The 13,315-nt window shown below is 64.1% G+C and carries 11 protein-coding genes and 1 pseudogene; 3 read left to right on the forward strand and 9 right to left on the reverse strand.

Translation table 11 applies throughout. From position 1 onward, the window contains the following. Positions 1 to 54 precede the first annotated feature (54 nt). From E8Q41_RS15445 to E8Q41_RS15455, 3 genes are all read right to left on the reverse strand, one after another. A complete protein-coding gene (locus E8Q41_RS15445) occupies positions 55 to 849 on the reverse strand; it encodes a hypothetical protein (protein WP_137156447.1) in 795 nt (264 codons plus the stop codon). Between the two features lie 372 nt (positions 850 to 1,221). Beyond that, complete coding sequence (locus E8Q41_RS15450) at positions 1,222 to 4,680, reverse strand: AAA family ATPase (RefSeq protein WP_137156448.1); 3,459 nt, start codon at positions 4,678 to 4,680, stop codon at positions 1,222 to 1,224. Continuing rightward, on the reverse strand, positions 4,680 to 5,936 hold the full coding sequence (locus E8Q41_RS15455; protein ID WP_137156449.1) for a DNA repair exonuclease: 1,257 nt from the start codon (positions 5,934 to 5,936) through the stop codon (positions 4,680 to 4,682). Before E8Q41_RS15455 ends, E8Q41_RS15450 begins: the two co-directional genes overlap by 1 nt. 176 nt (positions 5,937 to 6,112) lie before the next feature. Here E8Q41_RS15455 and E8Q41_RS15460 point away from each other — a divergent pair, with 176 nt between their 5' ends. Continuing rightward, positions 6,113 to 6,463, forward strand: coding sequence for a hypothetical protein (locus tag E8Q41_RS15460; RefSeq protein ID WP_246660207.1), 351 nt, complete (start codon positions 6,113 to 6,115; stop codon positions 6,461 to 6,463). Positions 6,464 to 6,538: 75 nt separating this feature from the next. Here E8Q41_RS15460 and E8Q41_RS15465 read toward each other — a convergent pair whose 3' ends face one another. Genes E8Q41_RS15465 through E8Q41_RS15475 form a run of 3 tightly spaced genes read right to left on the reverse strand, consistent with a single transcriptional unit; the run spans position 6,539 to position 8,562 of the window. Then, the gene (locus E8Q41_RS15465) at positions 6,539 to 7,309 is read right to left on the reverse strand and encodes a sulfite exporter TauE/SafE family protein (RefSeq protein ID WP_137156451.1); all 771 of its coding nucleotides are present in this window, start codon (positions 7,307 to 7,309) and stop codon (positions 6,539 to 6,541) included. Beyond that, complete coding sequence (locus E8Q41_RS15470) at positions 7,306 to 7,638, reverse strand: TIGR01244 family sulfur transferase (protein WP_137156452.1); 333 nt, start codon at positions 7,636 to 7,638, stop codon at positions 7,306 to 7,308. Before E8Q41_RS15470 ends, E8Q41_RS15465 begins: the two co-directional genes overlap by 4 nt. A 48-nt stretch (positions 7,639 to 7,686) precedes the next feature. After that, positions 7,687 to 8,562, reverse strand: coding sequence for an MBL fold metallo-hydrolase (locus E8Q41_RS15475; RefSeq protein ID WP_137156453.1), 876 nt, complete (start codon positions 8,560 to 8,562; stop codon positions 7,687 to 7,689). A gap of 74 nt (positions 8,563 to 8,636) precedes the next feature. On the opposite strand from E8Q41_RS15475, the pseudogene E8Q41_RS25925 reads away from it, so the two are divergent. Continuing rightward, a pseudogene (locus tag E8Q41_RS25925) lies at positions 8,637 to 8,979 on the forward strand (MFS transporter); the annotation flags it as partial. An 87-nt stretch (positions 8,980 to 9,066) separates the two neighbouring features. On the opposite strand, the gene E8Q41_RS15485 reads toward E8Q41_RS25925, so the two are convergent. From E8Q41_RS15485 to E8Q41_RS15495, 3 genes are all read right to left on the reverse strand, one after another. Then, on the reverse strand, positions 9,067 to 10,857 hold the full coding sequence (locus E8Q41_RS15485; RefSeq protein WP_137156455.1) for a polysaccharide pyruvyl transferase family protein: 1,791 nt from the start codon (positions 10,855 to 10,857) through the stop codon (positions 9,067 to 9,069). Between the two features lie 173 nt (positions 10,858 to 11,030). Then, complete coding sequence (locus E8Q41_RS15490) at positions 11,031 to 11,789, reverse strand: DeoR/GlpR family DNA-binding transcription regulator (protein WP_137156456.1); 759 nt, start codon at positions 11,787 to 11,789, stop codon at positions 11,031 to 11,033. 65 nt (positions 11,790 to 11,854) lie between these two features. Continuing rightward, positions 11,855 to 12,865, reverse strand: coding sequence for a 2-hydroxyacid dehydrogenase (locus E8Q41_RS15495; protein WP_137156457.1), 1,011 nt, complete (start codon positions 12,863 to 12,865; stop codon positions 11,855 to 11,857). 238 nt (positions 12,866 to 13,103) lie between these two features. On the opposite strand from E8Q41_RS15495, the gene E8Q41_RS15500 reads away from it, so the two are divergent. Continuing rightward, positions 13,104 to 13,313 (forward strand): hypothetical protein, encoded by a 210-nt coding sequence (locus E8Q41_RS15500; protein WP_137156458.1) that lies wholly within the window; start codon positions 13,104 to 13,106, stop codon positions 13,311 to 13,313. The last annotated feature ends 2 nt before the right edge of the window (positions 13,314 to 13,315 follow it).

Consider the following 13,315-nt stretch of genomic DNA (forward strand, 5'->3'; position numbering starts at 1 on the left):
GCCCGCTCGACGCGTGTAGTCGCAGAGCGGAAAATCGCCGTCCCGACAATCAATTCAAGCGAGGATATCGCTGCAATCGGCGAGATCTTCGAAATCACGGAAGGCCGCAAGCACCCTGGCCCGGTTTGCGCCCTTGATCTTCTCCCCGCGCCCAGCAACGCCCTTGTTGAAATGGATGGCGGCGAGTTTTGGCTGATGATCGAGCGTCGCCCTCAAAGCAGTTTTGCCGTCGGCGTCGCGCCCCAACCATTCCCCGAGGCGGGCGGCGAGATGCGCCTTGTCTCCCAAGACATCCCTTTCGTAGGAGATCCATAACGGCCTGACCCACTTTGTCTGTTCGAGAAATATCCAGGAAACATAATAGTGCACGTAGAATGGCAAAAATCGGTCCAACAGTTTCTCGATGCGCGTGTGCTCGTCGAGCTTCGACCAGTCCATCGGCAGGCCGCGCCGGAGATAATCGCCGCCGAACATATCGTCGGACGATGCCCCTTTCAGGCAAAACTCGTCGAGACTGACGATGGAATCGAACACATTCCGCTTCATGAGAATGAATTTCAGATTGTAGACGGCGGCCTGGCGGGCCAGATAAGGGCTGCATGTCATGTGATGATGGGCGACAAATCCGCCCGGCAGCAAGCAGGCGCTGAGCAGCGCCAGTTCATCGATTTCATGCGTTCGGTTGCCCGCTCCCAGCGCCACATAATCATAGGGCCGCGCCATCATCAGCAGCAGGCTCGTCTTTTGCAGATCGAGGCCTTTGGCGATCGCATCCGAGACGAATGTCGACCCTGACTTCATCGGAGCGCAGACGAGGATGCGGTCGGTCTTTCCGTTGGCGGCCGCCATGCGCGCCTGACTGATGAAATAGTTGAGCTGGACTGCATTGATTGGGGTTGCGGGCGTTGCGCGCGGGATGAACAGGGGATTCGCCTGAGATGCCAGCAAAAACGCCTCGCGCTGATCGCCCGTGTTGGCATGGCGAAGCGCATCATCAGCCAGATCCCGCAACTCGCTCAGACTGTTCGTCGTAGTGATACGATTCAGGAAAGCCTGTTTATCGTCAGGAACCAAGCGCGCCTCCATGAACAGCACAGACCTCGTTCATGAACGAGGGCACCCAAGTAATGACGAAGGAGCTCTACCAAAGATAGTGTTTATTCAAGCTTATCCAAATAAACGATCAGCCAGCAGGCGGAAAGACAACCGGCTGATTTGGCCTCACAATTCATGCACCCTCACCCCCGGGCATACCTGCATGGCCATGTCGCGGATATGCTGGTGGTGGGTGAGGTAGATGACCTGGCCGGAGCGGGCCATGGCCGAAAGCTGGGTGAGCGCTTCTTCGGCGCGCATGTCGTCGAAGCTTTCCATGATGTCGTCGGCGATGAAGGGCGCAGGCATGCGGGCGGCGGCGTATTCGCCGTAGCCGGCGATGCGCAGCGCGAGATAGAGCTGATATTGCGCGCCCTTGGAGAGGTCGCCCGCCTGTTTCGAAGCGCCGTCGGCGGAGAGCGCGATCAGCGTTTCCTGCTGGCCGTCGCGCTGGGCGGCGAGGCCGCGATAGGCGCCGCGGGTCAGTTGCGCAAAAGCGTCGGAGGCGCGGGCCATCATTGAGGAGCGGTGGCGGTCGCGATAGAGCCTCAGCGCCTGTTCGGCGGCGAGCGCGCCGAGCCGGAGTTCGAGCGTGCGGCGCGCGCCCTCCTCGATGTCGAGCAGCACGGTGCGGCGGGCCGAGATCAGCCGGGCGACGCGGTCGTCGCCATCAATTTCCTTGAGCTTGGCTTCCGCCGCGCTGGCGGCGGCGTAGAGGCGCTGGGTTTCGAGATCGAGCGCTTCTGCGGCAGGTCTGGTCTCCTCGATCTCGGCGAGCAGTGTATCGCGGTCGAGGCCGGAGAGTTCCTGTTCGGCGGCGGCGATATCCGGGGCTGCGAGACTGTCGCGCAGATCGGCGGCGAGTTCGGCGATAGCGCGATCGAGCTCCGCGCCGCGGCGGATGAGCGCCAGCGCCGCCTCGACGCCATCGAGACCTTCGACGCCGAAATGATCGGCGAGACGGGCGGTCTCAGCGGCAAGCGCATCGCGCGCCGCCTCGATCTCGGCCCGCTCCTCGATGAGCTTCGCCAGGCGCGTCTCGGCGTCGCGGCGGCGGGCGAAATCCTCACGGGCGTCGCGCAGGCGGCGTTCGAAATCGCGATGGATCTGCAAGGGCGCTTGCGTGTCGTCGAAACCATAGTCGTCGGCGAGGCTGCGCATGGCATCGGTGAAGAGGTCGATGTCGCGGTTCATCTTGTCGATGCGGTCAGCGGTGACGGCGCGGGCCGAGAGCGCGCTGTCGAGCGCCTGCAACTGGTCGCTCAGTTCGCCGGCGACCGAGGGCGTCGGGGGCTCTACCCCCTCCCCCGCCTCCATCAGCCAGGAGCCGGCCAGCGCCTCGCGCCAGGTGGCGCCCCAGGCGGCGAGTTCGGATTTGGCCTCTGCCTCGGCCTTGCGGCGGCGGACGAGATCGGCTTCGCGGGCCGTGTAGGCGTCGGTCAGCGCGGCGCGGCGGGTTTCCGTGTCGAGAAAACGGCGGCCGGTGAAGGTGAGCGCATCGAGTTCGGCGGAGGCGTCGACGCGCAGACCGCAGGCGGCGAGCGCATGGGCCAGCCGCTCGCGGGCATGATCGAGCGCGGCGGCCGCCTCGTCGCGGGCGCGCTCGGCGTCGTCGAGGGCGGTGAGCGCTTCGAGCGCCGCGTCGGCGTCCTGTCGCCAGGCTTCGAGGCGGGCGATTTCGGGCTCAACGCCCGGAGCGATCTCGTCGACATAGGCGGCGAAGGCGTCGCGGAGCGCGGCGAGCACTGTTGAGGCGTCGTCGCGCTGGCGCGACAGCGCTTCGGTCTGGGCGTCCAGACGGGCGAGCGACTGGTCGAGACCGGCGAGCCGCGCGGCTTCGGCGGCCTGGGTCATGCGGCGGGCGCGATAGGCGTCATCCGCGTCTAGCGCGGCGCGGAAAGCGTCGGCGGTCTCTATGGAGAGGCTGGCGCGATGGGTGGACCAGGCGGCCTCGCGGGCGGCGCGGGCCTCCGTGAGCACAGCGTCGGAGACGACGCCCTGCTGATCGGCGAGGCTCGCGCGTTCTGCGAGCAGTCCGGCGCGTTCGGGGTGGAGGCGGCGAAGATCGGCCTCGAGGCCGGACAGCGTCTTGTCCGCCTCTTCGAGGCGCTTGCGCCAATCGGCGAGTTCGCGGACCGGCGGCAGGCGGAGATCGACGAGATCGTCGCGGCGGCCGCGCCAGGGGCGGAGTGCGGCAAGCCGGCGGTCGAACTGGAGTTTGGCGGCCTCGACATCGCGCTCCAGCCGCTGGATGCGGCCGGTGAGATCGACGCCCCGGCTTTCGGCGAGGCAATCGGAGAGCCAGGCGAGCGCTGCGGCGTCCGCTCCTGCCCCGGCCTCGCGATCAATGGCTTCCTGGGCGGCGTCCAAGGCTTCGGCGGCGGCGCGGGCTTCGCGGGCGGCGGCGGCGGCGCGCTCCGTGAGCGGGCCATGCGCCTTGATCAGCGGCCTGATCGCGCCGAGACGGGCGGCGGGCAGCAGTAGGCGCGAGGGATCCTCTTCATCGGCGCGACCGAGACGGGCGAGGCTGTCGGCGACGCGGCGGTCGGCCTCGCGCAATTCATTTTCCCGGCGCGGCAGATCCTGGGCTTCGGCGCGGGCGCGGGCGGCGAGATCGGCGAGAGCCTCGAAACGGCTTTCGGCGTTCAGGATGGGATCGACGGGCTGTTCGTCCTCGCCGCCCGAGAGCGCCTGTTGCTCGCGGATCAGCCGCGCAAGTGCGGTATCGGTTTCGAGCGCGCGGCGGCGGAGCGCGGCGACATCGCGATCCCAGCCTTCGGGCGGCGCGGGCGGCAGGGAGAGTACGGCGCGCTCCGTGCGCAGCGCGGCGAGACGGGCGGCCTGCGGCAGGGCGCTCAGCCGCTTTTCGGCGCGGTCGAGCCTGACGCGGAGTGCGGCGCGGTCGCGATTGGCGGTCTCATAGGCCGTGCGGGCGCGGTCGCGCTCAGTGGTCAGCCTGCCGTGTTCGCTGGCGGCGATGTCGATGCGGTCGCGCTCGGCCTTCAACTCCTCCAGCCGCCGCTTGAGATCGGCAAGTTCGGTCTTTGAGGCGCGGGGTTTGTGGAAGCCGTCAGTTTCAGTGCGGATCGCTTCCAGCTTTTGCGCCAGTTCCGACAGACCGGCGCTGGCCGAAAACAGCAGTTGCCCGAGATCGCCCTTGCTGTCGAGAATGGCGCGACCGCCCTCTTCCAGCGTCGTCTCGTCGAGCGAGAACATGGTGCGGTAGGCGTCGCGATCGAGCCCGCCGAGATCGCCGAGCAACAGGTGATCGCCGACCGGCTGGTCGGCCTCATCAAGCAGGCTCGCTTGCGGCTTCTTGATGCGGGTCAGCAGGCGCAGGCCGGCTGCCGTTTCCAGCCGCGCCGAGACCCGCATGGATTTGTAATCATGCAGGAAGGCGTAGGGCGTGCGGTTGTCGATGCCGTAGAGAAAGTCGAGCCAGGCGGAGAACAGCGTCGATTTGCCGGCCTCGTTGGGACCGTGGATGATGTGGAAATCCGGGCCATGTTCGGGCCTGTCGCCGAAATCCAGACTGCGATCGGTGAATTTTCCGTAGCGGATGAGATCGAGCGAGCGGATGCGCATCAGGCCTCTCCTCCCTCGCGCAGCCGCGCCAGGACGGTATCGACGCCGTCGCGGGCGAGCGCATCGAGCCTTTGGGCGAATTCCGCCTCATCCTGGCCGAACAGACCACGCAGTTCCGGCGGCAGGCCCTTGATCAGCTCATTGGCGGCTTCGTGGGCGAGATCGCGGAAGGCGGGACCGGAGAGCACGTCGGCCGCGATCAGGCCGGCGAGCTCGGCGACCGGATCGCCCGAGGCCTCGGTCTTGGTTTCCAGCGGACGGCAGGCGCTTTCGACCTGCTCGACGAACAGGCGGCCCAGCCGGCCGGCGGTGAGTTCGGCCTCGGCCTTGACCAGATCCAGTTCGCGGCGCAGGCGCCAGGCGAGCGGCGTGGAACCCGTCAGTTTCAGCCTGACGACGCCGTGATGATCGCCCGCCGTCTGCGCCTCTAGAGAACGCGCGATGCGGGCGACGGCGTCGGACCAGTCGAAGACGCCGGCGAGATCGACCTCGATGCGGTCGAAGCGGGCGCTGGCGACGCTGCGCTCCTGAACGGTAATCTCTCCGTTGTCGGAGACGGTGACGAGGCTCACGGATTTCGCGCCGGCCTCGTTGATGTCGCGGCCCTGCGGGATGCCGGGCATGACCACAGTGGCGGCGCCCGCATATTCGGCGCGCTGGTGGATATGGCCGAGCGCCCAATAGCGGAAGCCCGAGGCCTGCAGCTCCGGCAGGCTGACGGGGGCGTAGGGGTCATGGCTCAGGGAACCGCCGAGGCTGGTATGCATGAGGCCGATATTGACGGCGCCCTCCACCGGCGGCTTGTAGCTGGGCAGCAGGCAATCGGGCGCGCGGGGTTCGCGGAAGCTCAGGCCATGGATGACGATGTCGGGACCAGATGCGCGGGCGAGCGGCACGGCCTCGGCGCGGCCGCCGAACAGCTTGACGCTGTCGGGCAGCACGAGTTCGCGGGTAATCTTCGACAGCGCGTCGTGATTGCCGCGGATGATGTAAGTGGGGATGCCGGCCTCGTGCAGGCGACCGAGTTCGCGGGCGAGAAACAGCGCCGTCTTCATCGAGGTCTGGTCGCCGTCATAGAGATCGCCGGCGATCAGCAGCGCATCGACCTGCTCCGCAAGGCAGAGATCGACGATGCGGGTGAGCGCCGAGCGGCTGGCGGCGCCGATCACGTCTGCGAGCTCCTCGTTCTTCAGCGCCAGCGAGCGCAGAGGAGAATCGAGATGAATGTCGGCGGTGTGGACGAAGCGGAAGGGCAAGCGAACATCCGTTGTCTGGGAGGGGCAGGCTTCTGTGCCCAGAGCATATGGACCGGCAGGCGTGAAAATACAACCTTCGGGCGGGCGCGGCTGGCCGGGGAAAAGCCGCCATGGCGGTTTCCCCGGCCCGGCGGATCAGATAGAGCCGAGGGCGCGACAGAATGGGCGGGACCGGGATGATGGACAGAGGCGACAAGCCGGAAAAAAGCGCCGAAGAGCGCCTCGCCAAGCTCATGAAGGCCTGGAACAAGGCGCCGGATGAGGCGCGGCAGGCTTTTCTCACCGCGATCGCCGGCGACATCGCCCCTCAGCCGGAGCCGATCGCCGATGGGCGCTACCTCACCCGAAGCGGCATCGCCCGCATCGAGGCGGAGCTGAAACGCCGGGGCCTGCGCCCCGATCAGGCGATGGCCGAGATGGGTTTCGGGCCGCGCGACAAGGCGCTCACGCGCGCGCTCGCCTCCGGCTATGGGCTCAGATTGTCGGTGATTTCGGCGCTCGCGGACTGGCTCGACAGGCGGGACTGATCCCACCTTGCCGCCTTGAGGGCCACCGCAAGCCGAGCGCCCATGCCTGCGGCCGGTCATTGACGTCTTGCCATGTCAAGCCAACAGCGCCGAGCCGCTGCGATAGAGCACATAGAGCGCGACGACTGCGACGATGGCCGCAAACAGCCGGTTGAGCAGCGTCTTGCCGGCCGAGAGTTTTGTCGCCAGCGCCATGCCGGCAACGCCGCCCAGCACGCCGCCGGCGATGAAGTTGAGCGCCACGGGCCAGTCGACCAGGCCGGACCAGGCGTAACTCAGCGCGGTGGCGAGCCCGAAGGTTCCGACCGACAGCAGCGACGTGCCGACCGCCTTGATCATCGGCATACGGGTGGCGGCCATCAGCGCCGGCACAATCAGAAAACCACCGCCGATGCCGAAAAAGCCGGACGCGGCGCCGGCCAGCATTGCGATGGCGGCGGTGCGCAGGCAGGTGGAGCGGTCGGCGGGGCGCTCCAGATCCGCCTCCTGCCCGCGCGGCCTGAGCATCAAAGCCGCAACCGCCAGCATCAGCAGACCGAACAGAAACAGCAGCGACTGGCCGTCGACCGCCTTGCCGATCAGCGAGCCCAAAAGCGCGCCCGCCACGCCGACGGCGGCGAAGACTGCGCCGCAGCGCCAGCGGACATTGCCCTTCATCGCATGGCCGGCGAGATTGGCGTAGGCGTTGACCGCCACGGCCACCGCGCTGGCGCCGATGGCCATATGCGGATCGCGCACGCCCACGACATAGAGCAACAAAGGAGTGGCGAGAATGGAGCCGCCGCCGCCGATCAGGCCGAGCGTGAAGCCGACCGCGCCGCCGGAGACGAGCGCCAGGAACGTCATTTGCCGCCGACCGCCTGATAGGCCGCCGCGCAACGTCCGCCGGAGGCGCAATAGGCCAGGATGCGCCCCTCGGCGCCCTGAAGGACCGACTTCAGCTCTGCGCCCTGCTCCGGCGTCATGCGGCCGGGAATGACGGGGATGTAGTGAATGTCGAGGCCTGCGGCGTCAGCCGCCTTGGCTATATCGGCGAAGAGAGGCTGGCCGAAACCTTCATTGTCGGGGCGCATGCAGACCACCGTCTTGTAGCCGAGGCCGGCGATGTCCTGCAGATGGTCCGGCGACAATTGCCCGGTGACATGGAAATGGTCGTCGATGGCGCGAATGCTCATGGGTTTCTCCTGTGTCGCCGGTTCCTGCCGGCTTTGTTCGATGCGGGGTCAGAAGGCGTCGAGCGGCACTTTCAGATAGCGCTTGCCGTCGTCCTCGGGCGCCGGCAGTTCGCCGGCCTTCATGTTCACCTGGATCGAGGGAATGATCAGCCGGGGCATGGCCAGCGTCTCGTCGCGGGCGGTGCGCAGGGCGACGAAGTCGTCCTCGCCGACGCCGTCGCGAACATGGATGTTATGAGCCCGCTCTTCGGCCACCGTGGTCTCCCAGCGGATCTCGCGGCCATTGGGGCCGTAGTCATGGCACATGAACAGCCGCGTCTCGGGCGGCAGCGCCAGCACCTTGCGAATGGATCGGAACAGGATACGGGCGTCGCCGCCGGGAAAATCGGCGCGCGCCGTGCCGCCATCCGGCATGAACAGCGTGTCGCCGACAAAGGCGGCGTCGCCGATCACATGCGTCATACAGGCCGGCGTGTGGCCGGGCGTATGGATGGCGCGCGCTTCGAGCCCGCCGATCGTATAGGCGTCGCCATCGGCGAACAGCCGGTCGAACTGGCTGCCGTCGCGTTCAAACTCCGTGCCTTCGTTGAAGATCTTGCCGAAGGTGTGCTGGACCTGAATGATCTTGTCGCCGATGCCGATCCTGCCGCCGAGTTTCGACTGGATATAGGGCGCTGCGGAGAGATGATCGGCGTGAACATGGGTTTCGATCAGCCATTCCAGCGTCAATCCATGAGCGCGGATGTGATCGATGACGCGGTCGGCGGAGGCATGGGAAATCCGGCCCGCCGCATAATCGAAATCGAGCACGCTGTCGATCACGGCGCAGGCTTGGGAGTCGGGATCCCTGACGACATAGCTGACAGTGTTGGTGTCGGCGTCGAAAAAGGCCGTGACATCGGGATGGGATTGCTGGGCGGTCATGCGCGCCTCCAATAACTACGTTATTTCGTATATATGTATGTTTATGTGATCGTCAAGGGTTACGGGAACCCGGAAATGGCCTGATCAATATCATCCCCTGGCGGATCGTCGCCGCGGCGCTCCAAATCATGCCGGTCACCGGACGGAAAACAGGGCGCCCCATATCGACGGCCCGGCGGTCACCGGCGCGATCTCTCTGGCGCTATCGGCCGTGGCGACCGATCACACGCTGAAATTCGTGTTTTTATGCATGGCGGCGGCGGGCATCGCCGCCATCAACTCCGTCGGCAATCTCGGCGGCTTCGTCGCCCAGAATGTCGCGCCCTGGATCAAGGACGAAACCGGCAGCACGATTGCGCCGATCTCTTCCTCGCCGCCTGCCTCGGTGAGGCCGGGTTGCTGGTGATCGTGGTCTGATGACATGCGCGGAGCCGGCAGGCCGACGCATGCGCGAACCGCGACTGCCGACGCAAAGTCAAACTCAACCCAAAGCTTTCGCCAGGATTATTTCAGGACGCATCCCGCGATATCATCAAACAATGCGCCGATGGACGAGGTCGCCGCAGCGGCGAACTCACGAACCTTGCTCTTTTCCGCTTGCGAATACGGCTCAATCTCAAGCGGTCCGCCGAAATCAAATTCCTTGTTCGCAAGTCCGATTTCATCGAACATAGAGTCTGTCTTATGGCTGTTGCTGGGCGTGTACACGACGGAGCAACCCGACAGCAGAGCGAGACACGCGCCGTGAAAGCGACCGGTGACAACGGCTCTATAGTCGCCGAATTCCTGACCCGTTGTTGCTATCAATGGTAACCGACGATCGGCTTTCAGCAGCGCGAATGTGTTTTTGAAATAGGCTCCCATGGCCCAGAAATCCTTGCCATGCGTGATCGCCAACTTCATCAAATTCCCGCTCATTTCCTCGTAAATGCTGTCAATGACAGCAACATCCCTGGTCGGCTCCGCGCTTGGCCCGAAAGAACAAGACCAAGTCAAATCCGGATTATAGAGAACATGGCTCTTGCGCCCTATTTCCGACAAGCTCCTACGATCGCGAACGGATACTACGTCAAATTTCTCCAGAACATCGGTCATAAACGCGCCGTTATTTTGCCAGACGCCATTTATGAACATGACCTTCTTCTTGAAGGCCGTTCTGATGTTGTCACACAGCAACAGCAGATTGATGGCGCGGGGGGCGTTGTCATGAAACGTGCCCTCGCCGTTGATCAGAATGGCGTCAATGCCATCCAAATTCGGATCCACCTCCAGTAGTGAATTGAAGCCAGCGGTTTCGTTAATCCAGCCTACGACCTGCATTCCGCGTTGCGCGAGATGAGAATTGATCTGCGACATGACCAACTTGCATCCGGCATGGTGCTTGTTCAGCTCCATTTTCTCGGTGTTGTTGACGATTAAGATCCGACCTCGACCTTCCTTGCGGGAATATTCGAATGTGGGTCCGGAATACTGGTAAACCGCCGCCTCGGAACGAACGCCGCGGCTGTTTTTCAGATGCTGCTTTGCCAGTGACTTTGAAAACAACCGCTCCTTGAGAGCCAATTCTTCGAGCGCCGCTGAATCGTTGATCGTCCATAATATGTTCGGATTTCGAAACTGGGCATTCTCGATAAATCGATTGGCCAGCGCATATTCGCCCGAGCGCGAAAACGCTTTGCCGATATCAATCATCTGCCGCGGAGCCGGGGTGGAAAAATCATATGTGTCGTTGAATATTCGTCCAAAGGATGCGGCGACGGATAGATTGGGCTCCGGGTCCACATCCAAAAACGTGATATTTTGTTGTTTTTTCAGCAACAACTGCTCCAGATCGAAGTTATGTCCGATCCATCCGCCCCCAGGGAAATTGCCCGAAAAACCGACCAGCGTCACATCATGCCCCTGAAGAGCGGCATACATGGCGACTTGGTATCCGATAGAGGGCGCAAAGCCGATCTTCTTCAGATCGAATGGGCCCAGAGCATCGGAGAAGCACATCACCTCTCCGCCGAAACGGTCCTGAACCTGTCGGACATAGGGATTGTCATGATGTTCATTGACCGCAAAAAACAGCTTCCCCCGCGAAACATCGCAGGGCGCCTCGTTTACGCGGGTGAAGCCGTGGGGCATCCCCTCGGTGGGAACATTGAAAACGAACCACCGCTCAACGTTGAGCGGTTCAACGAGATGATTGTTCAAGCATTTATTGAACTGGACGAGAACCGTGTCTTGATCCTTGGATACCGGCAACGCATCAATGTTCAAGTTCGCGTTTGCCAATAGAATAAAATGCATCGACCGTCCCTTTTGATCTGCTTCTCACCGTTTCGACCACATAGCGCGAACGCCGCACAGGGGATAGAGGCAAGTCGTCTGGCCGTTGGCGAACGCCCGGTTTAGCAAAGGCCCGCCCCCAATATAATTTCAGGGGCATGGCAGGAGGCGATGGCCGCAGCGAAAGCGCCGGATCACATTGTCTCGATGCGGAGACCGGCGGCGCGATAGTCCGTGAGGTCTGGCGTCCCGGCGTCTTCCACACCGACATACGCCCCGGTCAAGGCTTCAAGCGGCAGCACCTGAAAGGGCGAGACGGCGTCGAGCTTGGCGGCGGTGACGAGCGTCCAGGTCTCCGCCGATTGTCCGGCGATGCGGCGCTTGATTGCAGCTTCCTCGGCGTCGCCCGTTGTCAGGCCATGGCGCGGATGGAGGCCGGTGACGCCGAGGAAGAACAGGTCGGGTCGCAAGCCTCCGATCTGCTCGGCGGCGAGCGCGCCCGTGGTGACCATCGAATGTTTGTAGAGACGGCCGCCGATCAGGATGACGTCTGCTGTCGGATGATCCTCCAATTCCGCGGCGATGGTGGGGCTGTGGGTGGCGACGGTGAAGGCGAAATTGCGAGGCAGCGCGCGGGCGAGCACGGCATTGGTGCTGCCGCCATCGAGAAAGATCAGTTGGCCCGGCTTCACCAGCGTCGCCGCCTTCTCGGCCAGCCGCGCCTTGACATCCGCAGCAATCGCCCGGCGGGCGCCGAGATCCGGCAGATCGGGCGTCACGGGCAAAGCGCCGCCATGGACGCGGCGCAACAGGCCTTCGGCGGCGAGTTCGCGCAGGTCGCGGCGGATCGTATCTTCCGAGAGCTGGAATTCCTCGGCGAAGGCCTTGGCCACGATGCGGCCCTCGGCTTTCAGCCTGTTGATGAGCACAGCCTTGCGCTCCGTCGTCATCATCCGCCGTTCCCCCGCTCGATCATTGCGAGCGCCTTATCGCATGAGGACGTCTCGCGCGAAAGCCGTCAGACATGGCCCGCCAGCCGCTCCACCGAGATGCTGTGGGTCGCAGACCCCGTATCGCGGAAGGAGACGATGTTGCCGAGCGTGGTCTCGGCGATGGCGTCGAGCGCTTCGCGAGTGAAGAAGGCCTGATGGCCGGTGATCAGCACATTCGGGAAGGTCAGCAAGCGAGCGAAGACGTCGTCGCGCAGCACCTGGCTCGAGAGATCCTCGAAGAACAGATCGGCCTCCTCCTCATAGACATCGAGGCCCAATGCGCCGATGCGGCCCGATTTCAGCCCGTCGATCACCGCGCGGGTGTCGATGACGCCGCCGCGGCCGGTGTTGATGAGCATGACGCCGGGCTTCAGCAGCGGCAGGGTCTCATCGCGGATCATGTGACGCGTCTCGGGCGTCAGCGGGCAATTGAGGCTCAGGACGTCAGACTGGGAAAACACGTCCTCCAGCGACCCATAGCGCATGCCCAGCGCCTCGCAAGCAGGATTGGGCTGGGGATCGAAACCGAGGAGACGGCAGCCGAAACCCGAGAGAATGCGCGTCAGCACTTCGCCGATCTTTCCGGTGCCGACCACGCCCACCGTCTTGCCGTGGAGATCGAAACCGAGCAGGCCATCGAGAGCGAAATTGCCTTCGCGCACCCGGTTGTAGGCGCGGTGGATCTTGCGGTTGAGGCAGAGAATGATCGCCATCGTGTGTTCGGCCACCGCATAGGGCGAATAGGCCGGCACGCGCGCCACCGTCAGTCCGTATTCGCGGGCGGCGGCGAGATCGACATTGTTGAAGCCGGCGCAGCGCAGGGCCACCAGCCTGACGCCGAGCGCATCGAGCCGCGCCAGAACAGGAGCCGAGAGATCGTCATTGACGAAAGCGCAGACGGCGCCGGAGCCATCGGCGAGCCCTGCCGTCTCCAGCGACAGATGCGCCTCGGTGTAACGCAGCGACAGACCGAACGCCGAGCCGCGATCGAGGAAATGCCGGTCATAGGGTTTCGCGCTGAACACCGTCACCTGCATGCGTTTCACTCCGTAGTTGCTGATCGTCGCGACGATGACATGGCGGAGGCGGCCGGTCCACGCCGATCCGCATATCCGCATTGCGGCGAAGTATGAATGATTGACATGACAGGATCGTGCTATACATCGACCTGGAACGGCGAAGGCAAAGGCGGGGCATCCTGCCGATTACCGAGGTCCAGCACCCCCGATACGAGAGAGATTCCCTGAGGCGCAGGCCGATGGAAGACGATACGCCATGAAACCCCTGCCCGCCTGCCAGGCCAAACCCATACTCCGCGCCTATGAAAGCCTGACAGGCGAAAGCTGGTTCAACCGCAATGCGGTGACCGAGCGCGAATTGCTGAAAATGCTGTTTGCGCTGCGCGGCGACGGATCGGGGCCGGAAGACGCCTTCTACAAAGCCGCCGAAGACGAGGCGAGACGGCGGTTTTCGAAGATCAGGTAAGG

The sequence above is a fragment of the Rhizobium sp. FKL33 genome (assembly GCF_005222915.1).
Classification (GTDB): domain Bacteria; phylum Pseudomonadota; class Alphaproteobacteria; order Rhizobiales; family Rhizobiaceae; genus Rhizobium_E.

Excerpts from the sequence above, each read along its gene's own strand:
- E8Q41_RS15465 (WP_137156451.1), bottom strand. The coding sequence starts at position 7,309 with ATGACGTTCCTGGCGCTCGTCTCCGGCGGCGCGGTCGGCTTCACGCTC.
- E8Q41_RS15490 (WP_137156456.1), bottom strand. The coding sequence starts at position 11,789 with ATGATGACGACGGAGCGCAAGGCTGTGCTCATCAACAGGCTGAAAGCC.
- E8Q41_RS15485 (WP_137156455.1), bottom strand. The coding sequence starts at position 10,857 with ATGCATTTTATTCTATTGGCAAACGCGAACTTGAACATTGATGCGTTG.
- E8Q41_RS15445 (WP_137156447.1), bottom strand. The coding sequence starts at position 849 with ATGGCGGCCGCCAACGGAAAGACCGACCGCATCCTCGTCTGCGCTCCG.
- E8Q41_RS15450 (WP_137156448.1), bottom strand. The coding sequence starts at position 4,680 with ATGCGCATCCGCTCGCTCGATCTCATCCGCTACGGAAAATTCACCGAT.
- E8Q41_RS15495 (WP_137156457.1), bottom strand. The coding sequence starts at position 12,865 with ATGCAGGTGACGGTGTTCAGCGCGAAACCCTATGACCGGCATTTCCTC.
- E8Q41_RS15470 (WP_137156452.1), bottom strand. The coding sequence starts at position 7,638 with ATGAGCATTCGCGCCATCGACGACCATTTCCATGTCACCGGGCAATTG.
- E8Q41_RS15500 (WP_137156458.1), top strand. The coding sequence starts at position 13,104 with ATGAAACCCCTGCCCGCCTGCCAGGCCAAACCCATACTCCGCGCCTAT.
- E8Q41_RS15475 (WP_137156453.1), bottom strand. The coding sequence starts at position 8,562 with ATGACCGCCCAGCAATCCCATCCCGATGTCACGGCCTTTTTCGACGCC.
- E8Q41_RS15460 (WP_246660207.1), top strand. The coding sequence starts at position 6,113 with ATGATGGACAGAGGCGACAAGCCGGAAAAAAGCGCCGAAGAGCGCCTC.